The organism is Sulfuricaulis sp. (assembly GCF_040901545.1).
Classification (GTDB): Bacteria; Pseudomonadota; Gammaproteobacteria; order Acidiferrobacterales; family Sulfurifustaceae; genus Sulfuricaulis.
Genome location: NZ_JBBDYL010000004.1, coordinates 18507 through 44119 on the forward strand (window position 1 = coordinate 18507; position 25613 = coordinate 44119).

Annotated in this window: 28 protein-coding genes; 10 read left to right on the forward strand and 18 right to left on the reverse strand. The window is 51.1% G+C overall.

The window, feature by feature from the left end; genetic code table 11:
- Positions 1 to 7 precede the first annotated feature (7 nt).
- From hflX to prfB, 5 genes are all read right to left on the reverse strand, one after another.
- Positions 8 to 1333: a ribosome rescue GTPase HflX gene (gene hflX, locus WD823_RS00230; protein ID WP_368427625.1), complete on the reverse strand. Its 1326-nt coding sequence runs from the start codon at positions 1331 to 1333 to the stop codon at positions 8 to 10.
- Between the two features lies 1 nt (position 1334).
- Complete coding sequence (gene hfq, locus WD823_RS00235; protein WP_368427470.1) at positions 1335 to 1601, reverse strand: RNA chaperone Hfq; 267 nt, start codon at positions 1599 to 1601, stop codon at positions 1335 to 1337.
- A 104-nt stretch (positions 1602 to 1705) separates the two neighbouring features.
- Entirely contained in the window at positions 1706 to 2650 is a 945-nt protein-coding gene (miaA, locus tag WD823_RS00240; protein ID WP_368427471.1) for a tRNA (adenosine(37)-N6)-dimethylallyltransferase MiaA, read from the reverse strand.
- A 96-nt stretch (positions 2651 to 2746) separates the two neighbouring features.
- Complete coding sequence (gene lysS, locus WD823_RS00245) at positions 2747 to 4237, reverse strand: lysine--tRNA ligase (RefSeq protein WP_368427472.1); 1491 nt, start codon at positions 4235 to 4237, stop codon at positions 2747 to 2749.
- A 51-nt stretch (positions 4238 to 4288) separates the two neighbouring features.
- A protein-coding gene (gene prfB, locus WD823_RS00250) for a peptide chain release factor 2 (RefSeq protein WP_368427473.1) occupies positions 4289 to 5390 on the reverse strand; the annotation gives its coding sequence in 2 pieces (ribosomal slippage) (positions 4289 to 5314 and positions 5316 to 5390; 1101 coding nt in all).
- Positions 5391 to 6091: 701 nt separating this feature from the next.
- Between prfB and msrB the strand changes: the two genes are divergently transcribed.
- From msrB to WD823_RS00265, 3 genes are read left to right on the forward strand one after another with little or no spacing between them, the layout of a single operon-like run.
- Positions 6092 to 6490, forward strand: coding sequence for a peptide-methionine (R)-S-oxide reductase MsrB (gene msrB, locus WD823_RS00255; protein WP_368427474.1), 399 nt, complete (start codon positions 6092 to 6094; stop codon positions 6488 to 6490).
- Positions 6490 to 6867 (forward strand): VOC family protein, encoded by a 378-nt coding sequence (locus WD823_RS00260; RefSeq protein WP_368427475.1) that lies wholly within the window; start codon positions 6490 to 6492, stop codon positions 6865 to 6867. The genes msrB and WD823_RS00260 overlap by 1 nt, the downstream gene beginning before the upstream one ends.
- Before the next feature lie 34 nt (positions 6868 to 6901).
- Positions 6902 to 7759, forward strand: a complete 858-nt coding sequence (locus WD823_RS00265; RefSeq protein WP_368427476.1) for a DUF5996 family protein — start codon at positions 6902 to 6904, stop codon at positions 7757 to 7759.
- Positions 7760 to 7863: 104 nt separating this feature from the next.
- On the opposite strand, the gene WD823_RS00270 is transcribed toward WD823_RS00265, so the two are convergent.
- Complete coding sequence (locus WD823_RS00270; protein ID WP_368427477.1) at positions 7864 to 8712, reverse strand: sulfurtransferase; 849 nt, start codon at positions 8710 to 8712, stop codon at positions 7864 to 7866.
- A 142-nt stretch (positions 8713 to 8854) separates the two neighbouring features.
- Here WD823_RS00270 and WD823_RS00275 point away from each other — a divergent pair, with 142 nt between their 5' ends.
- From WD823_RS00275 to dsrK, 7 genes are all read left to right on the forward strand, one after another.
- Complete coding sequence (locus tag WD823_RS00275) at positions 8855 to 9016, forward strand: hypothetical protein (RefSeq protein ID WP_368427478.1); 162 nt, start codon at positions 8855 to 8857, stop codon at positions 9014 to 9016.
- An 85-nt stretch (positions 9017 to 9101) separates the two neighbouring features.
- Positions 9102 to 9461, forward strand: coding sequence for a sulfurtransferase complex subunit TusD (gene tusD, locus WD823_RS00280; RefSeq protein WP_368427479.1), 360 nt, complete (start codon positions 9102 to 9104; stop codon positions 9459 to 9461).
- A gap of 42 nt (positions 9462 to 9503) precedes the next feature.
- A complete protein-coding gene (gene tusC, locus WD823_RS00285; protein WP_368427480.1) occupies positions 9504 to 9893 on the forward strand; it encodes a sulfurtransferase complex subunit TusC in 390 nt (129 codons plus the stop codon).
- Positions 9894 to 9905: 12 nt separating this feature from the next.
- Entirely contained in the window at positions 9906 to 10205 is a 300-nt protein-coding gene (gene tusB / locus WD823_RS00290; protein WP_368427481.1) for a sulfurtransferase complex subunit TusB, read from the forward strand.
- Between the two features lie 32 nt (positions 10206 to 10237).
- Complete coding sequence (locus WD823_RS00295; RefSeq protein WP_368427482.1) at positions 10238 to 10570, forward strand: TusE/DsrC/DsvC family sulfur relay protein; 333 nt, start codon at positions 10238 to 10240, stop codon at positions 10568 to 10570.
- A gap of 60 nt (positions 10571 to 10630) precedes the next feature.
- Positions 10631 to 11401 carry a respiratory nitrate reductase subunit gamma gene (locus WD823_RS00300; RefSeq protein ID WP_368427483.1) on the forward strand — a complete coding sequence of 257 codons (771 nt, stop codon included), beginning with the start codon at positions 10631 to 10633 and terminating at the stop codon, positions 11399 to 11401.
- Positions 11394 to 12893, forward strand: a complete 1500-nt coding sequence (gene dsrK / locus WD823_RS00305; protein ID WP_368427626.1) for a sulfate reduction electron transfer complex DsrMKJOP subunit DsrK — start codon at positions 11394 to 11396, stop codon at positions 12891 to 12893. Before WD823_RS00300 ends, dsrK begins: the two co-directional genes overlap by 8 nt.
- Here dsrK and cysG read toward each other — a convergent pair.
- The 12 genes from cysG to WD823_RS00365 form a co-directional block, all read right to left on the reverse strand.
- Entirely contained in the window at positions 12890 to 14308 is a 1419-nt protein-coding gene (gene cysG / locus WD823_RS00310) for a siroheme synthase CysG (protein ID WP_368427484.1), read from the reverse strand. The two genes, dsrK and cysG, sit on opposite strands and share 4 nt — an antisense overlap.
- Before the next feature lie 157 nt (positions 14309 to 14465).
- On the reverse strand, positions 14466 to 15056 hold the full coding sequence (rnhB, locus tag WD823_RS00315) for a ribonuclease HII (protein ID WP_368427485.1): 591 nt from the start codon (positions 15054 to 15056) through the stop codon (positions 14466 to 14468).
- 16 nt (positions 15057 to 15072) lie between these two features.
- Positions 15073 to 16248, reverse strand: coding sequence for a lipid-A-disaccharide synthase (lpxB, locus tag WD823_RS00320; RefSeq protein ID WP_368427486.1), 1176 nt, complete (start codon positions 16246 to 16248; stop codon positions 15073 to 15075).
- Between the two features lie 3 nt (positions 16249 to 16251).
- Positions 16252 to 17022 carry an acyl-ACP--UDP-N-acetylglucosamine O-acyltransferase gene (gene lpxA / locus WD823_RS00325; RefSeq protein ID WP_368427487.1) on the reverse strand — a complete coding sequence of 257 codons (771 nt, stop codon included), beginning with the start codon at positions 17020 to 17022 and terminating at the stop codon, positions 16252 to 16254.
- Positions 17023 to 17466 (reverse strand): 3-hydroxyacyl-ACP dehydratase FabZ, encoded by a 444-nt coding sequence (gene fabZ, locus WD823_RS00330; protein ID WP_368427488.1) that lies wholly within the window; start codon positions 17464 to 17466, stop codon positions 17023 to 17025.
- Complete coding sequence (gene lpxD, locus WD823_RS00335; protein WP_368427489.1) at positions 17463 to 18500, reverse strand: UDP-3-O-(3-hydroxymyristoyl)glucosamine N-acyltransferase; 1038 nt, start codon at positions 18498 to 18500, stop codon at positions 17463 to 17465. The genes fabZ and lpxD overlap by 4 nt, the downstream gene beginning before the upstream one ends.
- Before the next feature lie 6 nt (positions 18501 to 18506).
- A complete protein-coding gene (locus WD823_RS00340; RefSeq protein ID WP_368427490.1) occupies positions 18507 to 19019 on the reverse strand; it encodes an OmpH family outer membrane protein in 513 nt (170 codons plus the stop codon).
- A gap of 17 nt (positions 19020 to 19036) precedes the next feature.
- Positions 19037 to 21328: an outer membrane protein assembly factor BamA gene (bamA, locus tag WD823_RS00345; RefSeq protein WP_368427491.1), complete on the reverse strand. Its 2292-nt coding sequence runs from the start codon at positions 21326 to 21328 to the stop codon at positions 19037 to 19039.
- A gap of 39 nt (positions 21329 to 21367) precedes the next feature.
- Positions 21368 to 22729 (reverse strand): RIP metalloprotease RseP, encoded by a 1362-nt coding sequence (gene rseP / locus WD823_RS00350; protein ID WP_368427492.1) that lies wholly within the window; start codon positions 22727 to 22729, stop codon positions 21368 to 21370.
- Positions 22726 to 23976 carry a 1-deoxy-D-xylulose-5-phosphate reductoisomerase gene (gene ispC, locus WD823_RS00355; RefSeq protein ID WP_368427493.1) on the reverse strand — a complete coding sequence of 417 codons (1251 nt, stop codon included), beginning with the start codon at positions 23974 to 23976 and terminating at the stop codon, positions 22726 to 22728. The genes rseP and ispC overlap by 4 nt, the downstream gene beginning before the upstream one ends.
- A 3-nt stretch (positions 23977 to 23979) precedes the next feature.
- Entirely contained in the window at positions 23980 to 24807 is an 828-nt protein-coding gene (locus tag WD823_RS00360; protein ID WP_368427494.1) for a phosphatidate cytidylyltransferase, read from the reverse strand.
- Complete coding sequence (locus WD823_RS00365; RefSeq protein WP_368427495.1) at positions 24800 to 25576, reverse strand: isoprenyl transferase; 777 nt, start codon at positions 25574 to 25576, stop codon at positions 24800 to 24802. Before WD823_RS00365 ends, WD823_RS00360 begins: the two co-directional genes overlap by 8 nt.
- Positions 25577 to 25613: the final 37 nt, after the last annotated feature.

Below are 25613 nucleotides of genomic sequence, written 5' to 3' on the forward strand. Positions count from 1 at the left end.
TTTAGAGTCAGGACCCGGTGGGAGCAAGGACAGGTTTGGCATCCGAGAGCAGATATTCCTCGCGAAAATCAGCGTGCTGGCGCAACCAGGCGAGTTGCGGGATTTCCAGCGCTACCCTGATTTCCCAACCGCCGGATTCCATGGGTACTTCACCCACAATATCGAAGCGCTCATACAAAGTGGCGCGTAAACGACCGGTTTCCGGGGGCAGGTGCAGGATGTAGCGTTGACGATGATGGCGGAAGTGTGTCGCCAGCACTTCGCGCAGCAGATCGAGGCCTTCGCCGGTACGTGCTGAAACCCAAATGCGCGCAATACGCCCATGGGCATCGCGTTCATAGCGCGGCGCCTCCCCGGTGAGATCGATTTTATTGAATACCACGATCTGCGGGATGGAATCGGCGTGAATCTCCGTTAACACTTCATGAACCCGTTGCATTTGTTCAAGTCGCTCGGGATTGGCGGCATCCACCACATGCAGCAACAGATCCGCCTCGGCCACCTCTTCCAATGTGGACTTGAACGCCGCCACCAGATCGTGCGGCAGATGACGAATGAATCCGACCGTATCCGCCAGAATGATCGCGCTTTTCCCGGGCATCTCAAGCCGTCGCATCGTGGGGTCGAGCGTGGCAAAGAGCTGATTTGCCTCGTAGACCGCCGACGAAGTCAAGCGGTTGAAGAGCGATGATTTTCCGGCATTGGTATAGCCGACAAACGACACCGTGGGAATGGGAACCTTGTGGCGCGCCCGGCGACGGCTGCGACGCTGTACGGATACTTGTTTTAGACGTTGATTGAGCTTCTTTATGCGCTCGCGAACCAGGCGACGGTCAACTTCCAGCTGCGTTTCGCCGGGACCACGCAGGCCAATGCCGCCCTTTTGACGCTCCAAGTGGGTCCACCCGCGAACCAGGCGCGTGGACAAATGTTCCAGCTGCGCCAACTCAACCTGAAGCTTGCCTTCCGCCGAGTGGGCACGCTGTGCAAAAATGTCGAGGATGAGCCCGGTTCGGTCCAGCACGCGGCAACCGGCGATTTTTTCGAGATTACGTTCCTGAACGGGGGAAAGGTCGTGGTTCACCAGCACGATATCGACGTGATCTCGCGCGCATGCCGCGCGGATTTCCTCGGCCTTGCCCTGGCCCACAAATGTCGCGGCAGCCGGTACTTGTCGGCTGCCGAGTATAGTCCCGCAAACTTCGGCGCCGGCGGATTCAGCGAGCAGTCTCAGTTCTTCGAGTTCCTCCTGCCCGATACGACTCGTGAGACGCAATTGCACGAGCAGGGCGCGCTCACGTCGGCGCGGAACGGAAACGGCTTTATGTGAAATATTATTCGTTTCCAGGGCCCTTGGAATCCGGGTCTTCCATGCCTTCAATATGGAATTTCACCGGGCGGCTTGGAACGACCGTGGAGATGGCATGTTTATAAATCATCTGGCTCACGGAATTTTTCAACAGCACCACGAACTGATCGAACGATTCGATCTGACCCTGCAGCTTGATACCGTTAACCAGAAAAATGGACACGGGGACATGTTCTTTACGCAAGGTATTGAGGAAAGGGTCTTGTAGGGCTTGCCCTTTTTGCTGGCTCATGTGAATACTCCTGTTCTTTTTCGGAATGCTTTCCAGCGATCGTTGAACCGCTCATGATCTCTGACCGGTTGGGATTCCTTCGTATTATAACTCCAGGCCGCGTCTTAGTGATGCATGTATTTCTGTAAAAAATCAATACATTCCTTGGTTCGTAGAGGTTTGCTGGTGCCAATTACTTGGATTGCAGGATAATTTCGCAACCATGTTATTTGGCGTTTGGCGAATTGTCGCGTGGCGGCAATCGCCTGCTCTCTCATTTGACTATAGTTGATTTTACCGGTCAAGTATTCATGTATCTGCCTGTAACCGACGATACGCGTGGAAGACGCATTCATATTTAAGTCAAATCGCCGGCGTAATTGTTCCACCTCTTCGACGAATCCCTGTTCGAGCATCGAATCAAATCGTCCGGCAATACGCCGGTGCAACCATTGGCGATCGTCCGGCCAAAGGGCTATTTTCACAATGTGATACGGTAACAACGCCCCCGGCCGGGTATCCGTGATCTTGCTTGGAGGCTGCCCGGTCAATTCATATATTTCCAGCGCACGTTGAATCCTCCGTCCGTCATTAGGATGAATCCTTGTCGCCGAGACGGGATCTATGTCGTGTAATCTTTTATGCATCCCAGGCCATCCCAATTGTTGCGCCAACTCGGAAATCCGCGAACGGATGGCAAGATTCCCGGAAGGTAAATCCGAGAGTCCAAATTCAAGCGCAGAAAAATAAAACATCGTCCCGCCGACGAGCAGGGGGATTTTTCCCTGCTCGGTTATCATGGCCATCTCGCGAGATGCATCGATACAAAATTCTGCTGCCGAATACGACTGTGTCGGTTCGCGGATATCGATCAACCGATGAGGTGCGCGTAACTGTTCCGAGACCGTCGGCTTGGCCGTGCCGATATCCATTCCCCGATAAACCTGGGATGAATCTACACTGACGATTTCAACCGGCAATGCATCATGCAGTGAAAGAGCGAGCAACGTCTTGCCTGCGGCTGTCGGGCCCATCAAAAAAATCGCCAAGGGTAATTCAGGGCTGGTCATGAAATCACGGGGGAGTATTTACATGCCGGACTGGAAACAGCTTTGATTACAATTTCACTTTTCAGAATCGGTGCCGCACGACACCGGACACATTGCTTATCGCTCAGGGCGCATATGCGGAAACAACAGCACATCGCGAATAGACGGTGAATCGGTAAAAAGCATGACGAGACGATCAATACCTATGCCCTCTCCGGCGGTGGGCGGCATTCCATATTCCAGCGCGCGAATATACTCTTCGTCATAATGCATCGCTTCTTCGTTACCCGCGTTTTTCTCCGCGACCTGGATACGAAAACGCTCAGCCTGATCCTCGGGGTCATTCAACTCGGAAAAACCATTGGCAATTTCCCGGCCGCCGACAAATAACTCAAACCGGTCGGCGACGGTGGGATCATCGTCATTGCGTCGCGCCAGCGGTGATACTTCTGTCGGAAACGAAGTGATGTATGTCGGGATCTTGAGCTGCGATTCCACGGTTTTCTCGAATATCTCGAGCAGGAGCTTGCCGGTTCCGTAGGCCTGCTTGACGGGTATTTCAAGACGCATGGCGATCTTTTGCAATGCATCGAGGGTGCCGATGTTCTCTTCGTTGATGTCGGAATTATGTTTCATGATGGCTTCATTAAAAGTCATTCGCCTGAACCGCTCGCCAAAATCGTACTTTTCACCCTGGAATGTTATGGTTTCGGTACCGGTAATTTCCCTGGCGAGGCCGCGCAACATCTCTTCGGTGAGGTTCATCAGGTCTCGATAATCGGCGTATGCCTGATAAAACTCGAGCATGGTGAATTCCGGGTTGTGCCGCGTGGATAGTCCTTCGTTACGAAAACTTCGGTTGATCTCATAGACCTTCTCAATACCGCCTACAATTAAACGCTTGAGATAGAGTTCCGGTGCGACGCGCAGGTACAGATTCATATCAAGCGCATGGTGATGCGTCACGAAGGGACGCGCCGCGGCGCCCCCCGGGATAATCTGCATCATCGGTGATTCGACTTCGAGGAATCCTTTATCATCGAAAAAGCGACGGATGTAACGGACCATGGCGGTGCGCGTTTGGAAAGTTTTCCGCGTGCTCGCGCTCATGATCAGGTCAAGGTAGCGCTGGCGGTACTTTGTCTCGGTATCGGTCAAGCCATGATACTTCTCCGGCAGTGGCCGGAGTGATTTGGTCAGCAGCCGCATCTCTTCCGTCTTGATGGAAAGCTCTCCGGTTTTAGTCTTGAACAAAAAACCCGTGACGCCAATGATGTCGCCGATATCCCAACGCTTGAATTCCTCATAATGCCCTTCACCCACGGCGTCCCGAGTTACGTATGCCTGGATCTGGTTGGACATGTCCTGAATATGCGCAAAACTGGCCTTACCCATAATGCGCCGGGTCATCATGCGTCCCGCCACCTTGACGTGGACTTTGCGGGTCTCAATCTCCGCCGGATCCATTGCCCCGTATGCCGTAAGCAACTCGTCAGCCAGCGCGTTACGGCGGAAGTCGTTGGGGAAAGCGTTTCCGCGGTTACGCAGATCCGCCAGCTTGTGGCGGCGCTGCGCCAGGTGTTCATTTTCGTCCTGTTCTTCGCTCATTTGCTTTTTTATTTATATAGTTATGTCATTTATTTTAATAATTACATTAATTTATTTTTGGCCGCTTTTCAGGCTCGCATCGATAAATTTATCAAGATCGCCATCCAAAATCGCCTGCGGATTGCCACTCTCGACGCCCGTTCTCAGATCTTTCACGCGCGACTGGTCCAGAACATAGGATCGAATCTGGTGACCCCATTCAATATCCGATTTGCTATCCTCCAGTTTCTGCTTTTCCTGATTCCGCGCCTGCAGTTCGCGTTCATAGAGACGGGATTTCAGCATGGCCATGGCTGACGCCCGGTTGCGATGCTGGGAACGATCTGACTGGCATTGAACCACAATCCCGGAGGGGATGTGTGTAATGCGAATGGCGGAATCCGTGCGGTTGACATGTTGCCCTCCGGCACCGCTGGCGCGATAGGTATCCACACGCAAATCCGCCGGATTGATGTCGATGTCGATGTTTTCATCGATTTCCGGGTAGGCAAACACCGAGGCAAAGGACGTATGTCGTCGATGCCCGGAATCAAAGGGCGACTTGCGAACCAGGCGATGCACGCCGGATTCTGTCCTCAGGTAACCGTAAGCATAAGGACCGGTGAATTTCACCGTGGCACTTTTGATACCGGCTACCTCGCCTTCAGACAGCTCTAGAATTTCAGTTTTGTATTTGTGCGCATCGCCCCACATCAAATACATGCGTAAGAGCATGTTTGCCCAATCCTGCGCCTCAGTCCCTCCTGATCCGGCCTGTATGTCCATGAAAGCATTGTTGGCATCCATTTCGCCTGAAAACATGCGCTGAAACTCAAGATCGGCCAGCCGCTTTTCCAATCGCTCAAGGTCGGCGGCAAGTGAAGCCACGACCTCAGCCTCATTCTCATCGCGGGCAAGTTCCAGTAATTCCCGCGAATGGGAAAGTTCGGTGTTCAGGCTGGTGAGCGTTCCGACCTCGTTTTCCAGGCGTGCCCGCTCGCGGCCCAGTTCCAGTGCGCGCTGGCGATTGTTCCAGACGTCAGGCTGTTCCAACTCGCGTTGAACCTCGATCAGGCGATGTTGCTTGCCGTCAAAGTCAAAGATACCCCCGTAAGACCTGTGAACGGTCCTGAAGATCGCGCAATTTATTGAACAAAAGATTTAAATCTTCCATGACTGGTGAAAAAATAGTGCTTGAAATTATGAAGGTATATTATACTTATAAATCATGTAATTATACAATATAATTAATCTATTACTAAAGCAATTATAAAGCAGAATTTATTCAAAAAAGAACGCTTCATCGGAGCTTTCCGTTACCAGATTAATGACACCAGGCAGTGAGTACATTCTTAACCCACGCCGCGCCGTTGCACACCCACGATAACCCGTGAATTTATACCACCAGCTTCTGGTTGCGTAATATACCGGGAACGATGGTGGATTGCCTGGCGAGGCGGCCTGGAATTCAACTATAAATCCATGGATCCAGCGACCGGGAGGCAAGGCCATACGGGCCCACACCGGCGTTTCGGTGTATTTTCCACGATGTATAAACACTCGTCATCTATTCCGTCATACCGTAAATTCTCGCTGGTAACCGGTAAGATTTATCTCAACTGGCGGCCTGGCGAGAACTGCTCCCATCTCGTCCCTACTCCAGCGTCAGATATGTTTCCAATATGTCGCGGGCGTATTTCAGATTCAGCGGTATAACGCAATGACATGAGTAAGTGATATTTTGTTTTTACAATGTTATTTTCACGTTTAAACATTATAGTTTCCAGACTGAATCTTATTGTTGGACTTGCGCTTTTCTACAGCCGCTATCTTCCCTTTTAACAAGCCGGCTCGCGGGCATGGGGCGATGACAATATGAAATACAAAATATACAAAAATAATGCTGAATGGAGAAAAATTCTCACTCCCGAACAATACAAAATAACCAGGAAAAAAGGGACGGAGCATCCATTCACCGGAGAGTATCACGACTGCAAAGACAAGGGATTTTATCAGTGCGTCTGCTGCGGAAATGATCTTTTCAGTTCCGACGCCAAGTTTGATTCCGGAACGGGTTGGCCGAGTTTTTTTGCGCCAATGAAACCGGAGAACATAGCTGAGCATGAAGATAACAGCTTATTCATGCGCAGAACTGAAGTAATTTGCAGTCAATGCGGGGCGCACCTTGGACACGTTTTTCCTGATGGACCGGCGCCTACCGGTTTACGCTATTGTATCAATTCCGCATCCCTGAAGATGCACAAGGAGAAATAGTGCAACCGTTATTTCACTACGCCTTTCCTGTACATGATCTCGCCGCAGCCCGAGCATTTTATGAATGGGTGGATTTCGATCTGTATGGACACCAGATCGTTGCGCACTTGTCAGAAAAGTCACGTGGGAATTCCACGACGAATCCGGTCGATGGACACGACGTACCCGTACCTCACTTTGGCGTTATTCTCACCATGTCCCAGTGGGAGGAATTGGCCAACCGTCTCCGTCAGGCCAAAGTTCGATTTGTGATCGAGCCTTACGTCCGGTTCAAGGATCAGGTTGGCGAACAGGGAACAATGTTTTTTCTCGACCCAAGTGGTAACGCGCTTGAATTCAAAGCCTTTGCCGATATGAATCAGGTTTTTGCGAAATAGTTGCCCTGGCACTTACCGGTACAGGACTTATGCCATGTTACCTGGAGAATTTCCCGATCTGAAACTGGAATACTGGCGGCCTACTCGCGACACGATTCACGGGTATGCCAAGCTGCTTGGTGTCGTTCGCGGCGCCTTAACTCCCAGGCAAAAGCACTGGTGGCATATTAGCTTACGTGTCGAGCCGTACGGAATTACCACCACGGAAATTCCTTTTGATAAAACCGGTTTTGAATTGTATCTCGATTTCACCGGTCATTCGCTTGTTATCAGGACAAGGAATGGCGATTCGCGCCCTATCCCTTTGGAAAATCAATCAGCCGCCGCATTAGGCAGGCAGACTCTTGAGTTGCTGGGAAAATTGGGCATTCGGCCGGAGCTGAGCAACGTCATACCGTCTGACGCGAAACAGGATAATAATTATGACCCAAAGGCAGCAGAGCGATTTTGGCAAGCCTTGTTTCGAATCGATGCCATATTCAAACGCTTCAAACAACATTTGATCCCGGCGACAAGTCCTGTCCAGTTATGGCCGCATCATTTCGACATTGCCATGGTATGGTTTACCGGAGAATTAGTGCCGGGCGTTGATCTCAACGATGAGGAAGCAGCTGAAAAACAGATGAATTTCGGATTTTCCACTGGCGATGAAACCATCCCTGATCCCTATTTTTACATTACCGCCTACCCCCTGCCAAAGAAACTGGCGGATACAGATCTGGTACCGGATGCCCGCTGGCACACACAAAATTGGCAAGGAGCAATTTTACCTTACCAGGCGCTGATCAAATCCGGTAATGCGGCAGAGAAGCTTTTACAATTCCTTGAAAAAACACATTTTGCAGGTCAGCGGTTGATGACAAAACGCATACCAGACGGCTCAAAACATTAATCAGGCGACAATAAAATTGTCCGCCAAGTTACATTCTTTTGGATTTCTGTGATGATCAAAAGCAATATCCCGGTGTAATTATTATTCGGCATTCAGCTAACCGTCTATTCGCCCGTTGCAACCGGGCGTCGGTTGTCCGTAATCCATTCGCTCCAACTGCCGGCATATAATTTAGAGCCGGATAATCCGGCATGTTCCATCGCCAGCAAATTGTGACATGCCGTGACTCCTGAGCCGCACATGTGAACAACATCCATCGGCTTTACGTCTTTTAAGACGTTCAGATACCGATCTCGCAGAATAACAGCTGGCTTGAATTTGCCATCGATATTTAAGTTTTCCGCATAAGGCAGATTGACAGCCCCTGGAACGTGTCCGGCAACTTTATCAAGCGGTTCCTGCTCGCCGCGAAACCGCTTTGCAGCGCGGGCGTCAATGAGCTGGCCACTCATATTATTCAGCATCGCCTCTACCTGGTCCGCCGTTACACACATATCATCGCTGATTTCCGGGAAAAAATGTGACGGCAATATATTTGGAGTCATGGTTGTTAATGGCTTTCCTTCATCCTGCCATTTGTGCAAACCGCCATCGAGAACCGCAACGGCTTCGTGCCCCAACCAGCGCATAAGCCACCACAGCCGTGCCGCCATGGCGCCACATGCGTCGTCATATACAACGACCTGCTTGTTTTTATCCACTCCCCATTGGCCAAGCTTTTCTGCAAGTGTGCCCGGATTGGGAAGCGGATGCCGGCCACTATTGGTTGCTTGGGGAGCGGATAAATCCTTATCGAGATTCGCATATCGGGCGCCTGGAATATGTCCGGCAGCATAAGCACGTTCTCCGGCATCGGCATCAGACAGTACGAAACGCGTGTCGAAGACAATCCAGCATGAATCATCAAGCTGCCGGAACAGCGTATCGGTATCAACCAGTGTGGTAAAACGCATGCTCGAAGAATACAGGAACCTTCGCACTAAAAAATAATATTATTAAATCCCTATTGTTAGCAGTAGCATTCAATTCAATATTGTTGTGTTTCAAAAAACATTCCTCCTAACCACGTGCCATGATTTCTTTATTCATTCAATAATGATTCCGATTAAAAAATTCAAGAAACATCAATTAGAACAATATGATAGAAATATCCTTCCTGATATGGCGACAGGCATTTTCATTTACATAACACCGGCGGGAGTTGAAACTAAGCCGATTCAATCATTAACAAGCGCGCAACAAATGTTACAAATTTAACTCACTGTCTTGAAAGAAAATGACGGGTTATCATGACAGCTGGGTCGGATTTCGTGTTGGTAACGTGCAATAAAAAGGGGTAACGATGAAAATCGGCATTTTGGTCAATGAAGGGCCATACACGCATCAGGCGTCTGATTCAGCATATCAATTTGCCAAGGCAGCGGTAAATAAAGGCCATCAAATTCTGCGCGTATTCTTTTATCAAGACGGCGTTTACAACGCCAGTCGACTCATCGAGCCGCCGCAAGATGACCGCCATATCACCAATCGTTGGCGGGAGCTTGCGGGTGATAATCAGTTTGAATTGTTCATATGCGTGGCTGCCGCACTTCGCCGCGGAATCAAGGAGGAAAACCTTCAGGATGGTTTTCAAATAACCGGCTTGGGGCGGCTGGTCGAAATAGGTATCGAAGCCGATCGCCTTGTTGTCTTTGGCGATTGATGCAATCCGCTTCATGAATCATCTTGTCTTCGGGGACGAAAAGTGAATGAATCTGGCACAGATACTTCGACGAGAATTAAAAAATTCTTATTCGTTAACCGCAAGGCGCCCTATGGCACCATTTACGCGCTGGAGGCGCTTGAAGTTGTCATGATCTCAGCTGCATTTGACCAGGACGTGAGCCTCGCCTTTCTCGATGACGGTATCTTCCAGATTGTCAAAGGTCAGGAAACCACGTTCATCGGCATGAAGAATTTTTCGCAGACGTATCGCGCGCTTGAGGACTTTGGCGTCACCAAGCTGTACGTGGAAAGGGAGTCGATGGAGGCGCGCGGTATAAGCGGGAGTGATTTTATTGTCCCGGCAGAAGTTATCAGTGTCAGGGAAATGGCCGAATTGATGGCTTCACAGGATATTATTTTAAGTTTTTGAGAAAGAAATCACATGCTGCACACCGTGAACAAATCCCCTACCGAGCGCAATTCCCTGGAGAGCTGCTTAAAGCATCTTAATAACGGGTCTGCTGTGCTGCTCATTGAGGATGGAATTTATGGCGCTTTGAAAGGGGGATCTGTAACCAGTTTGGTTGAGCGCGCCCTGGTGAATTACCCGATCTATGCCCTGAAACCGGATATTGAGGCGCGTGGAATGAAAGACCGCGTTATTGACGGAATCCAATTGATTGATTACGAAGGTTTTGTCGATCTCGTGGTGGAGTATCCCGGTGTCCAGGCCTGGCTTTAGCATTTTTATCGTTATTAAAAAAGAGCAAGCGAATGTCTATAAGCCAGAAAGGGGAAATCCTTGAAACAGATGAGGAAGGTTATCTGTCGAATCTTGCCGATTGGAGCGAAGAAGTCGCTCAAAAGATGGCCACGGACGACAATTGCCATTTGACCGATGATCACTGGGAAGTCATTAATTTTCTACGGGATTACTACGCGGAATACCAGATTGCCCCTCCGATTCGCGTTTTGACCAAAGCCATCGGTAAAAAACTCGGCCCGGAAAAAGGCAGCAGCCGGTATTTGTATGAATTATTCCCTTACGGTCCGGCCAAACAGGCATGCCGATATGCGGGCCTGCCAAAACCGACTGGCTGCGTATAAATGGATTTTCCATATCGTATTAGTCTGCGCCCCACAAACCAGGGAATTGCAAAATAATTTATGTCTGTTGTCACTGTAATCTATACGCTGCTGTTGTATCTGGCCGCTGCGGTATTCCTCGCAGGGATCACGCGTAAAATCATCAGTTACGCTTGTACACCGCAACCGTTGAAAATTCCCACGACTCCGGCACCGACAACCAGAATCGGTGTTATAATTCGTGTGGCTCGTGAAGTGATCCTGTTTGAAAGCTTGTTTAAGGCAAATAAATGGACTTGGTCTTTTGGATGGATATTTCATTATTCAATGCTGTTATTGCTGCTCCGCCATCTTTTTTATTTTACTGATCCGGTGTGGTCCTGGGTGTTGGCGATACAGCCCATCGGAGATTACGCCGCGGCGGCAATGCTGATCGGCCTTGCCGGGTTGTGGTGCCGTCGCCTCCTGGTTGACCGGATACGCTATATCAGCAGTCTTTCCGATCACTTGATGCTTGCACTGCTGGTTGGAATCGCCGCCAGCGGATTGGCGATGAACTATTTTGACTATCCGGATATCATCGTCGTGAAGGCGTTTATCCGGGGTTTGATTACTTTCAAATGGCAGCCATTGTCGGCAATTCCGCTCCTGATGTTGCATCTTGCCCTGGTGGCCATACTCCTGATTGTTTTTCCTCTAAGCAAATTGCTTCATGCGCCCGGGGTATTTTTCAGCCCTGCCATCAACCAGGTGGATAATCCGCGCGAAATCCGTTGGCTTTCCGGCTGGAGCGCTGAAATCAATAACGCCGAGGGGAAGAAACATGGCGGAACGGATAGCGCTCATGAGTGAAATTAAAGTCCCCGTCTTGAGCAAGTCCCGGGCTGTGCCCTTCCTCGAACCGGGAGCGATGGCTCACAGCAAACCCTTCCCCGCCGGTCCCGAAATCCAGGCACGCCTTGGTTTCCCGGATAAACTCGTCCCAGATTGGGAAAAGGTTGCCGTCAATACACTGGGTGATCTGGTTAAGCAATCCCGCGCGCTGCGGGTATTTCTGGATTCATGCGTCAAATGCGGCGCGTGTACCGACAAATGCCACTATTTTCTCGGCACTGCCGACCCAAAAAACATGCCGGTTGCACGCCAAGACCTGCTTCGTTCCGTATATCGCCGTTATTACACCTTCGCCGGTAAATTTTTTCCCGGACTCGTCGGTGCACGCGATATGACGAAAGAAGTCCTTGACGACTGGTACAGCTACTTTCATCAGTGCTCACAATGCCGGCGTTGCTCGGTATTCTGCCCGTTCGGAATCGACACGGCGGAGATTTCGATGGCGGCACGACATATCATGTCGTCAGTGGGCCTGGGACAAAAGTACACAAACGAAATAATCTCCAAGGTCCACAACATCGGAAACAACCTGGGACTGCCCGAACCCGCCCTGGCCGACACGCTCGCCAGTCTTGAGGAAGACGTCAAAGAGGAAACCGGCGTGGATGTCAGATTCCCGCTCGACATCAAGGGGGCCGAAGTCCTGGTAGTCACACCATCCGCCGATTTTTTCGCCGAACCGCATATTGACGGATTGATCGGTTATGCCAAAGTTTTTCATGCCGCCGGAGTTTCGTGGACACTGTCGTCACATGCTTCCGAAGCATCGAATTTTTCCATGTTTATCGGATCGCATTCCAATCTGCAACGCGTGGCTGTACGGATACGGGAAGCAGCGCAGGAACTGGGAGTCAGACGGATCATCGTGGGAGAATGCGGGCATGCCTGGCGCGTGGCCTACAACTACTGGAACACACTCATCGGCCCATTTGATTTCTTGGATCGGAATTATCCGATACCGCAGCATATATGCGAGTTCACGCACGACCTGATCGATCGTGGTGCGCTCCGGTTTGACAAATCCGTCAACGACGACAAAGTGGTCACCTTCCACGATTCGTGCAATGTCTCGCGCGCCTCACGCATGGGAAACCATCCCGGAGGACAATTCACGATACCGCGGGCCATTATCCGGGCATGCTGCAATCACTTTTATGACATGGCGCCGGAAACAATTCATGAAAAGACTTTCTGCTGTGGCGGCGGTGGCGGGCTGCTGACAGATGATTTGCTGGAATTGCGTGTCAAGGGGGCCGCGCCCCGAATGAACGCTCTCAGGCAAGTGGTTGAAGAACATGGCGTGAATCATGTGGCCGCAATATGCGCCATCTGCAAGAGCCAGTTTGCCAAGGTACTTCCCTACTACCAATTCCCCATGGACATGGTAGGCAGCGTCCACGGTCTCGTCAGCAAGGCCATTCAGTTGGGGCCTGGAAATAAGCGAGTTTAACTTTCCTTGCCGCTTGCCGCGCCAGGAGAGGCGGGGGCGAACCAGTTGAGGCGCTCACGCAGTTGCACCACTTCGCCGACGATAATCAGGGTTGGCGCTTTTACCTCCGCCGCCTCCACAATCGCCGGCAAGGTTTCCAGGTTTCCGACCAGAACCCGCTGATTTGGCAGGGTACCTTGTTGCACCAGCGCCGCCTTGGTGGAAGGTGACATGCCGTGATGTATCAGCTCGCGGCAGATCGTTGTAAGGCCGAGCAATCCCATATAAAAGACTATCGTTTGATTCGGCTGAACCAGGGCTTTCCAATTAAGGTTTACCGTTCCGTCTTTCAAGTGCCCGGTCACGAACACAACGGACTGGGAATAATCGCGATGCGTGAGTGGTATACCAGCGTAGGCGGCGCAACCTGACGCGGCGGTTATGCCGGGAACCACCTGAAACGGTATCCCCTCGGCCGCGAGGGTATCGATTTCCTCTCCGCCTCGCCCAAAAATAAACGGATCGCCACCTTTCAGCCGCACAACCCGTTTTCCTGCTTTCGCCAAACGCACCAATAACTGGTTAATATCCTCCTGAGGGAGCACGTGATGATCGCGCTCCTTTCCTGCATAGATTCGCACTGCATCACGGCGTACCAGATCAAGTACCGCCGCGGACACCAACCGATCATAAACCACCACATCCGCCTGCTGTATCAAGTGCAAGGCGCGGAATGTCAGGAGATCAGGGTCGCCGGGACCGCCGCCGACAAGATAAATCTCGCCCAGGGGTGAGCTGTTGTGATCGTCAGATTCAATTTTCTTCTGAAGCGCCGCAACCGCTGCACTGTCCTGTCCCGTGTGAACGAGCTCAGCGATGCGCCCCTGCAGAACTTGTTCCCAAAACCGACGGCGTTGCGCCGGTTGTTTGAAGCGCTGTTTAACGGTATCGCGGAAGCGGTTAGCCAAGTTCGCCAATCGTCCGTATCCGGCTGGAATCAGCGCCTCAAGCCGTGCCCGGATTTGGCGCGCGAGTACCGGCGACGCTCCGCCCGTCGAAACGGCGATAATGACCGGAGAGCGGTCAACGATCGATGGCATGATAAACGTGCACAAATCCGGCTGATCGACGACATTGACCGGGATCCCGCGTAATCTGGCAGCATCCGACACTTGGCGGTTAACGGATGGATCGTCCGTTGCGGCGATAACCAGGGTGCTGCCTGCCAGCTGTTCAGGAATAAATTCTTCGGCAACGTGCCGAGCTTTTCCATCGCTGACGGCACGTTGAATCGTGCTGTTCACGGTTGGGGCAAAAACTGTTACCTCCGCACCGGCATCCATCAACAACGAGACTCTTCTGGATGCCACTTCGCCGCCGCCGATGACGGAGCAGTGACGATTCTTGAGATCGAGAAATATCGGGAAATAATCCATATCCGAATTATAACCTGCAGCGACGATCGTTCATCTCGACTTGACGCTCAAATCCGGGGATATCATTCGTTGCTGACAGGTGGCACAAGAATTGTGTGTAATTAAGAAATTATTGGTTATCCAACTATTATCGTTGCTTTTGGTTATTCTTATCGATTTATAAACCGAGTAACGCCTTCACCGGAGCATAACTAAGACGATGGATGGCGCTGACCCCGATTCTCCTGATTGCCTGCTTGTGGAGTTCAGTCGGATATCCCTTGTGCTGGGAAAATCCATATCCGGGAAATATTTTGTCCATTTCCGTCATCTCGCGATCACGCGCAACTTTCGCCAATATCGATGCCGCGGATATCTCCGCAACGGTAGCATCGCCGCGGATAATCGTCTGTACGTGACAATCAAGTATTGGGGCCTGGTTCCCGTCAACCACTACCAGATCAGGGATTACGCGTAATCCGGCGACCGCCCGCTTCATGGCAAGAAGGCTCGCCTGGAGAATATTGATTTTGTCTATTTCCTCGACTTCCGCCCGCCCCAGGGCCCAACAACGCGCACGGTCTGTGATGGCGACAGCAAGTACTTCACGTCTGCTGGCGCTTAACTTTTTTGAATCTGCCAGACCTTCTATGGGTCTGGCCTCGTCAAGGATAACGGCAGCTGCAATAACCGGTCCAGCCAAAGGTCCCCGGCCGGCCTCATCTACTCCAGCAATAATTTTCCCGCCGATCTTCACTGTTTCGGACATTGTCGATTCCGTCGCATTAAACCTGGGATTTTCCCGTTTTCCGTGACTTCAGCATTTTTATCACTGCCTCGGCAGCGCGGGCATTCGCGTTCCGGCGAAGCGAACGTTGAACCTCGGCGAGCGCTTTTCGTGTCCTCCGCACCAGATCACGACGAGTCAGATATTGCCCTACCGCTTCACCCAATTTCTCAGGCGTCGCTTCATGCTGTATGAGTTCCGGAACCAGTTCGCGGCCGGCCAGAATATTGGGCAACGAATATAATTGAACGTGCAAGAAAGGCCTGATCAGATAATAGGAAAACCAGGACATCCTATACGTGACGACCATAGGCTTCTTTAGCAACGCCGCTTCCAATGTAGCCGTGCCGGATGCCAGAACAATGATCTCAGACACCAGCATCGCTTCGCGAGACTGGCCGGCTACGATTGTCAGAGGTAAAAACCAGCCGCCGCATCGGAATAATGACTTTTCGAAAATTGCTTTTGTGTCATCGCTTACGAGCGGCACAATAAAATGAATATTCGGATAACGTTGACTCAGCCAAATCGCCGTCTTTACGAAAAGGTCGGCATGTCGCTTGAGTTCACTTATACGACTCCCTGGTAGCAGGGCTATAACAGACTTTTTTTCAGGTATGAGAAATTTTTTCCGGATTGAATCCGTATCAGTAACCTTATAGGTCGAATCTGCCAATGGATGTCCGATAAATGTCACGGGAACATGATGTTGGCGATAGAATTTTGCTTCAAAGGGGAAAAGCGTCAACATGTGATCAACCGCACGCCGGATTTTCCTGATTCGATAGCGTCGCCAAGCCCACACGGTCGGGCTGACGTAGTGAACTGTAGTAATACCCGCTGATTTCAATTTCTCCTCAAGCCCGAGGTTGAAATCGGGAACATCAATACCAACGAATAGATCCGGCGGGCTTGACAAAAAATGGCGTACCAGGCGATTACGTATCCGGAGAATGTCGGCATATTTGTCGATATCTTCAAGCCCGATGATCGATAGCTTTTCCATGGGAAAGAGACTGCGACAACCTAGCGTCTGCATCTGCGGGCCGCCAATTCCCTCGAATGACAAACCCGGCATGCGCTGACGGAGGGCGCGCATCAGTCCTGCGCCCAGCAGGTCGCCGGAAACCTCCCCCGCCACTATTCCGATACGGAACCCGGTTTGACCTTTCACGGTTTATCGAATAATACCGCGCGTTGATGCCTTGATAAAAGACAGAAACTGATTGACCTCCGGAAATGACTCGGCTGCCTCTTCGAGTTTTTCGATCGCTTCATTCAATGTCAGTTTGGATCGATACAGGACTTTGTAAGCCCGCCGTAGCGCTTCAATCGACGATTCAGGAAAGTGGCGACGTCTCAGACCACGTACATTAAGGCCATGAGGTTCCGCTGCGTTTCCCGTGGCGGTTACAAATGGGGGAACATCCTTGAATGCAACGGCACCTATTCCCGTGATGCAATGTGCGCCAACGCGACAAAATTGATGTACTAACGTAAATCCGCCCAGAATTGCGTAATCCTCCACCGTAACGTGACCAGCCAGGCTTGCGCAATTGGCAAAGATCGTGTGATTGCCAACATGACAGTCATGCGCCAAGTGACAATAGGCCATGATGAAGTTATCATTTCCCAGGCGGGTTACGCCGCCACCCTCCACGGTTCCCCGATTGAAGGTGCAGTATTCACGGATGATATTCCGGTCTCCGATCTCGAGTCGTGTGGATTCGCCTTTATACCCTACATGTTGCGGCGCTTCGCCGAGGGATGAAAACTGATAGATTTTGTTGTTTTTTCCAATACGAAGCGGTCCGCGAAGCACAACATGCGGCCCGATCCAGGTGCCATCACCGATTTCGATGTCCGGTCCGACGATTGTGAAAGGACCGATATGGACGTTGTCACCGAGTCTAGCGCCCGGATCGACTATGGCTTGAGGGTGAATCACTCAAACACCCTTGTACGTACACATCAATTCCGCGCTGCAACAAGGTTCTTCATCCACGAAACTGTTGCATTCGTAGACCCAAATTCCTTTCATGACGCGTTTGATCCCCACTTTGATAACGAGTTGATCGCCAGGACTGACCGGCCGTTTGAAGCGTGCCTTATCGATGCCCGCTAAATAGTAAACCGAATCTTTATTGGGTGTCGTATCAAGACTTTTTATCGAAAGGATGGCACAGGCCTGAGCCATGGCTTCGAGGATGAGTACACCGGGCATTACAGGATGATAGGGAAAGTGACCCCGAAAAAAAGGTTCGTTGATAGTTATGTTTTTGATGGCCGTAAGAGACTGATCTTTCGTGTAGCTGATGACACGATCGATGAGAAGAAAAGGATATCGGTGCGGTAGGTATTTAAGAACCTCATGAATATCATGCGAATTCAATTTTTTTGCTCCTTGGAAAGCTGCTGAAGTTTATCTTCCAATTTTCCTAGACGCCGTGCTATCTCGTCCAGGTGATGCAACCTGGCGGCATTCCGGCGCCACTTCTCCACCGGTTCTGCTTTAAGACTGGCTGAATAAACACCTGCCTGTGCAATGGAATTTGTCACCAGTGAACCGGCGGTGACGTGAACATCATCTGCAATTTCGATATGCCCGACGATGCCGGCCTGCCCGCCCACCGTACAGCGTCTGCCGATCACGGTGCTGCCTGCAATACCCACACATGCGGCAATCGCCGTGTTTTCACCGATCTGAACATTGTGAGCAATTTGAATCTGATTATCCAGTTTCACTCCGTCGCCGATTACCGTGTCTTTCAGCGTGCCCCGGTCAACCGTCGTATTGGCACCGATTTCAACAAGATTGCCAATGATCGCACGACCCAGTTGCGGCACTTTTTGCCAGCGTTCATTATCCTTTGAATAACCGAAACCATCACTGCCGATTACCACGCCGGAATGAATCAGACAGTCCTCACCAATGGTGCAACGGTCATAAACGGCCACATGCGCGAAAAGACGGGTACGACTTGCAATCAGAACATGTGCGCCAACGTAACATCCGGGCCCTACCCATACCCCATCCTTGATTACGGCCTCGCTCTCTATGACGGAATAGGGACCGATCCAGGATGTACCTGCTACACGTGCCTTCGGGCTTACCACGGCCGTTGCATGTATCCCCGGCTTAAACGCGGGCAATGGATGCAGCAGCGACGCAACGCGTGCAAAACACAAATGTGGATTTTCGACGAGCAATACATTTCCGGAAAAATGATCCGCATCGGTCTCGGTGAGAATAACCGCACCGGCAGCGGTTTTTGGAAGTAATTCGAGATATTTTCGGTCGCTAACGTAGGCAATATCATGAGGACCGGCAGTCTCCAGCATCGCGACGGATTCGATCCTCGTATCGGGATTGCCTCGCACCTTTCCCTGAAATCGCTTGGCCAGCTCTGCGAGGGTAACGGACATTTTTGTTTATTTCTTTCCTAGTTTCTTGAGAATCTTATCCGTAATATCCACTTTCGGTCCCGCATATACGGCGCTTTCCAGTATTAGATCGAAGTTATCCTGTTTGGCAATTTCTGCGATAGTTTTTTGCACAAGCTTCTGCAGCGCAGCCAACTCTTCATTGCGCCGCAGATTATAATCTTCGCGAAATTCCTGGGTAGCCCGGCGCAGGTCCCGTTTAAGGCCAACGATCTCGAATTCCCTGGAGCGCGCCTCGGCGTCCTTGAGCACCAGAGCATTTTTTTCCAGATCCTGCTCAAGCCGCTTGAGCTTATTCTGCATCTCGATTATCTGCTTGTCGCGCGGTGCGAACTCCGCCTCGAGTTTCTTCAGCGCGGCCTCACCCTGTGGTGCCTCTTCGATCACTTTAACGGCATTGACATAGCCGATTTTAAGTTCAGCCGCTGCCACCGGCCCCACGGCCACGCCGGCGACGGCTAGAAATATAACTAACGGGATATGCACCATTCTGTGCTTCAAAACTACCTCCTAACCACTTATCGCAAGGGTACGCCCAGGGTGAATTGAACTGTTTCGGTTCGATCTCCGGGTTTCTCGTTGATCGGCACCGCATAGCTGACGGCGAGCGGTCCGATCGGTGAAAACCAATTAAACGCCAAACCAGCGGAATAGCGCAACTGCCCGAGATCGAGCTTTTCACCCGGGCCGTAGACCGTGCCGGCGTCAGTAAACAGACTGAGTCGCATGGTTTTATTTTCGACTGTCGCGCCCGGGAAAGGAAACAAAAGCTCCATATTGGCCAGTACCCTCCGGTTGCCGCCAATGGGATCATTCGGAGGCAAGGTATCTCTGGGCCCCAATGATCGCGATCGATAACCGCGCACCGTGCTGCTGCCACCGGCGAAGAAATTTTTGTAAAACGGCAACGAGTCATCGTCACCGAAACCGTCACCATAACCCAATTCCACCCTGGTCTTGAAGGTGAGCGTTTCGCTTAACGGCCAGTAACGGCCAGCGGTATAGGTCAATTTGTAATACTCGACCTCGGAACCCGGCAGGGTAATTTCCGCCGTTAATCGCTGAATGGATCCCGAGGTCGGCACCAGCAAGCTGTCCAGCGTATCATATGACCAGCCGAGCGTCGTCTTTAATACAGTATTCGATGGCCCATTTATGGCGACGAAGTCCTGCGCAACCTGTGCGCTGGTGGAGTTGGTTTTCAGATCAATCCGCTCCACGTCAACTCCCACATCTATCTTGTTGTCTTCGCTCAATGGTATGCCATAAAAGATGCCTAATCCCCTGCTATCCACAGTGTAGGCGGCGGTGTCCGCTTCTGCGGCATCTACCGTGCTTGAGAAGAAATTGAAACCGCGACTGACACCTTCATTCGTATAATAGGGATTGACGTAGCGAATGTTGAAGTTAGTCGTGGACCGCGTATTGTCGATACCCACGCTCAACTCCTTTCCGGTACCAAACAGATTGCTCTGGGTTATTCTGGCATTCAACAGTAATCCATCGGTATCGGAGAAGCCAATGCCAAATAGCAGGTTTCCGGTAGGCCTTTCTTTAACGGTCATGCTGACATCCACTTGATCGGAAACTCCGGGAACAGCCGGTGTTTCGACATTGACGTCTTCAAAAAATCCGAGCCGTTGCAAGCGGATGCGTGAACGCTGGATTTTCGAGGCGTTATACCATGCACTTTCCTGCTGGCGCATTTCACGTCTCAGCACTTCGTCCGTTGTGGTCACATTGCCGGAGAAGTTGACACGTCGCACGTATATTCGTCTGCCAGGATCGACAAAAAACGTGAAAAAGACTTGTGACTTTTCCTTGTCAACGTCTGGAATGGGATTGATGTTAGTAAACGCATAACCATTGTTGGCGAGACGATCCGTGATTCTTTTTGAAATCTCGGTAATTTCCTTGCGGGAAAAAACACTACCGGATTTGATGCCAATCAATTCATTAATTTCTTTTTCAGGCAGTACAAAGACCCCGGCCAGCTTGTATCCGGAGATTGTGTACTTTTTTCCTTCGGAAATATTTACCGTTATATATATATTTTCCTTGTCAGGGGTTATGGAAACCTGGGTGGATTCGATGTTGAATTCCAGAAAACCCTGGTCTTGATAGAAATTTCGCAGACGTTCCAGATCACCAGCGAGCTTTTGCTTTGAGTACTTGTCGCGGCTGGAAAACAGGGCATACCACGGCTTGGGACCAAGACTGAATAGTTTTCGAAGTTGCTTATCGCCAAAAAGCCGGTTTCCGACAATGTTGATTTCATGAATCCTGGCGACACGACCCTCGATGACATCAATATTAATATCGACACGATTGCGTTCCAGTGGTGTGATCGTCGGGCGAATGACGACACCGTAATAACCCCGGGCAAAATACTGTTGCCGTAACTCCTGCTCTACTCGATCAAGCAGGGATTTATTAAACACCCTCCCTTCCGCCAAGCCGATCTCTTTCAAACCTGTCTTAAGGTCTTCTTCAGAAAGTTCCTTTGTCCCTACAATCTTGATGCCGGCAATTGACGGCCGTTCGACGATCGTGACAATCAGTACATTCTTATCACGTTCGAGTCTTACATCCCGAAAAAATCCTGTCTTGAACAGGGCGCGAATTGCGTCCTGTGATTTTTTTTCCGTTAGCGTATCGCCCATCTTGACAGGCAAATAGTTAAATACTGTTCCCGCCGATATCCTCTGCAGACCTTCCACACGGATATCCTTCACCACAAATGGCTCCATGGCCAGGCAGAAGGAAACAGAGAAAAAATAAAGGAAAAACGCCGCTGGAATATTTTTCATTCTTCGTTCAGTTCTGATTTCCCGCCAGCGGCGATCGGGTTAAAGAAAAATTCTGGTTAGATCATTATAAAACGCCAGCACCATCAGCCCGATCAGCATGGCCACTCCGATTTGCTGGCCGACGACCATAAAACGCTCGGAGACCGGGCTTCCTTTCACAGCCTCGATAATGTAATACATCAGATGGCCGCCATCGAGAACCGGGATGGGGAGCAGATTCAATACCCCCAGGCTGATACTAATAATGGCTAGAAACAACACAAATTGCTCAAAACCCACTTTGGCTGAGTGACCGGCATACTGGGCAATCGTGATGGGACCGCTGATGTTACGCGCGGACACCTCCAATTTGAGCATGCGATAAAGCATTTCCAGCGTGAGCACGGACATCGCCCAGGTTGTGCCAATACCTTCCACCAGGGCTTCGCCTGTCCCGAAACGCACGCGAACTTTCGCTTCATCGGGAATTTCACCGAATAACGGACGAATATTGATACGGCCGATCGTTTTTTCACCCAGTGAGACGGCATCAGGTGTCACCTCAAAATCAAGCCGTTCCCCGTCGCGTTCTGCCAGAATGTGTATGGACGTTCCGGGACTCCGGCTGATCAACGCCACCAGGTTCTCCCAAGAATCCACCGGTTGATGATTCACCGCCAGCAGACGATCACCAACTTTCAAGCCGGCGCGAGCCGCAGGTCCAGGTTCCATGGCGCCGATCACAGGTAATGGTTCAGGAAAAAAGCCGATCAACCCGATCCCTCTTTCAAGTAATCCGGCGTTCACCTCTTCAACAGGTAATTCGGACAGGTCTAGTTTCAGCGACTTGGCGTTACCTTGTATGTCGCGCACTTCAAATCCCACCAGCGCATTGTCAAGTGCCCGTTGAAACAAATACAGCCGGCGATGATCCCAGCTTTGAACTTCTTTGCCGTCAATACTCTGGATCACGTCTCCTGCTCGGAATCCTGCCTGCTGAGCTAACGATCCATCAACTACCTTGCTTACTTCAGGTTTTATTCCGTCTATACCGATTGAATAAACCATCCAATAAGCAAATATGGCGAAGAGAAAATTGAACATCGGGCCAGCCGTCACGATTGCCATGCGCTTCCATAACTTCTGGCGATTAAATGCGCGGTGTATTTCCTGCGGTGACACCTTTTCCTCGGTTTCATCAAGCATTTTTACGTACCCGCCGAGTGGAAATGCCCCGATCACCAGTTCCATTTCATCCTTGCCAATGCGCCGCATCCACAACGGTTTTCCGAATCCGACGGAGAAACGCAATACCTTTACGCCGGCCAGACGCGCGACCCAAAAATGGCCGAATTCATGTACCGTGATTAAGATCCCGAGAGCAACCACAAACGCACCGGCATATATGAACAAATCCATCATGTAACACCTTGACTCATATGGGACAAACGTTCAGTGACATATCTCCCAGCCATTTCACGGGCATGAACGTCATCGGAAAGGACCGTTCCCAACTGATTGTCGCGGTTTGCCGGCAGATTCTTCAGGGTGTATTCGATCACACGCGGTATATCGGTAAAACCTATTCTCCGGTCGAGAAACGCCTGCACCGCGACTTCGTTTGCGGCATTCAGAATCGCCGGCGTGGTACCTCCGGCACGGGCGGCTTCGTATGCCAGACGCAAACACGGGAAGCGATTGAGATCAGGGCGCTCGAAATCAAGGCGCGCGAGTTCAAAAGGATCCAGACTCTTGACGCCTGATTCAATCCGTTCCGGCCAGGCCAAAGCATGGGCAATGGGTGTGCGCATGTCAGGATTACTGAGTTGTGCCAGCACCGATCCATCCACGTATTCAACCATGGAATGAACCACGCTTTGCGGGTGAATGACTATTTCAACCTGGTCAGGTGTTACCCCAAACAGCCAACATGCCTCGATAAGCTCAAGGCCCTTGTTCATCAGCGTTGCGGAATCGACGGATATTTTCGGGCCCATGACCCATTTGGGATGCGCGCAGGCCTGCTCGGGAGTAACGGAAACCAGCGCCTCGGCCGGAAAAGTGCGGAATGGCCCGCCCGAGCATGTCAAAAAAATCCGTTTTACCGTGGCGGGGGCGGCGCCTGTTGTGTAACCGATCGGCATGCACTGGAATATTGCATTATGTTCGCTGTCGACCGGAATCAGCTCGGCACCGCTGGCGCGGGCTTCATTAATAAAGATATGCCCGGACATCACCAATGGTTCTTTATTGGCGAGTAACACCCGCTTTTTTGCGCGCACGGCCGCCAATGTCGGCATCAGCCCGGCGGCGCCAACGATCGCGGCCACGACGATATGCGTTCGTAAATGAGTAGCGACGGTATTCAATCCCTCGATACCGGATAACACTTCCACCGCAATACCCGATTTTCTGACTTTTTCCTTGAGCCGGATCGCGGAATGTGGATCCAGCATTACCGCTTTCGGAGGCAAATATTTCTGGCACTGTTCGAAGAGGCGTTCCACTTGTGTATTGGCCGTAAGCGCCATGATGCGATAGCGGTCGGGATGCCGGGCAAGCACATCGAGCGTGTTAATGCCAATAGATCCGGTGGATCCAAGAATTGTAACGCCACGCACGCCATGGTTGGCGCGTTCGTCAGTGAAATTATTTTTCGGGGTGGTCATATATCAGGACTTCGCGAGCAATATTAGCCCAAGCGCATATACCGGTGCGGCGGCTGTCAATGCGTCAATACGATCCAGGACACCTCCGTGGCCGGGAAGCAGATTTCCGCTATCTTTGACACCGGCCACGCGTTTGAGTTTGCTTTCAGTAAGATCCCCCACGACTGAAAACAGGACTACCACAACTGCCAAACCGATCCATTGCATAAGCAGACTGAACTCGTAATTCCAGATCATTGTCCCACAAAGCCAGGCCAGCAGCACGGCGCCGATGAGGCCGCCGACCACACCTTCCACTGACTTTCCGGGGCTGACCTTTGGAGCGAGTTTGGTGCGTCCCAGGAACGAACCGGTAAAATAAGCAGCCGTGTCGGCCACCCACACCAAGACAAACAAAAACAGCAAATCGCGGGGACGTCCTTGATCCGCCGATAAGAGATAAACGGTAGAAACCCAGAGCGGAAGAAGAACCAGAAATCCACCGACGGCTCGTCCAGCCGTAGTTGTAAACATTCCCTGGTTTATTTCCTTGCGACTTATGATTTCAACAAATGCCCAAATCCACCACAACAATGCCGCGAAAAGATAATAAATAACCAGCGTGGCATGCGATAACGTGGACATCCCGGCGATTCCCAGTACCAGAAGGGAAAAAACATATAACAACTTGGCCGATAATCGCTGAAAACCGGAGAGTGCCGCCCATTCCCAGGCTGCCGCCGCGACGAATAACCCAAACAACAGGACATTCCAGTGAATGGGAAAAAAGAACAACGCCGCGATCAGAAGCGGAACCAGAATGATTGCGGTAAGAATACGTTTTCTAAGCATGTCGCGCTGCTTCGATCTGCTCACCTGTCAAACCGAAACGTCGCTGACGTCCGGCATAGGAGACTAGAGCCTGCTCGAAGTGCGCACGGTCAAAATCCGGCCAGAGGACCGGCGTGAAATACATTTCAGTGTAGGCAAGCTGCCAGAGCAGAAAATTACTGATACGTTGCTCACCCCCGGTGCGTATGAATAGATCCGGCTCTGGGTATCCGGCCAAGCTGAGGAATGGTTCGATATTTTCCTCACGGATGGTTTTTGGATCTATCTCGCCGCGTACGGCACGTTGAGCCAACTCGGCACAAGCCCGCGCAATATCCCATCGCCCGCCGTAATTGACAGCCACAGTGAGTGTCAGAGCATCATTTTTCTGTGTGAGCGTCTCCGACTGATGGATGAGATCCGTGATTTTTTTCCCAAAGCGCTCGATATCCCCAATCGTGCGGAATCGAACCTTGTTTTTATGCAATTTTATTATCTCGTTTTCAAGCGCGTTCAGAAAAAGATCCATCAACAAGCGAACTTCCTGTGGCGGCCGTCGCCAGTTTTCGCTACTGAATGCGAAGAGGGTAAGGTATTTAATTCCCTTTTCGCCACACACGGTAACCATGTCCCGCACATGCTCCACCCCTTTGCGGTGTCCAGCCACTCGTGGCAGATTGCGGTTTTTCGCCCAGCGGCCATTACCATCCATAATGACAGCGACGTGTCTCGGAATGTCCGACTGATTGGCCACAACGACAGCCAGATCGGTAATACGTGTGTTGTCCATTAATAAATAATCTTAGTTCGCTTTTCGATACCGGAAC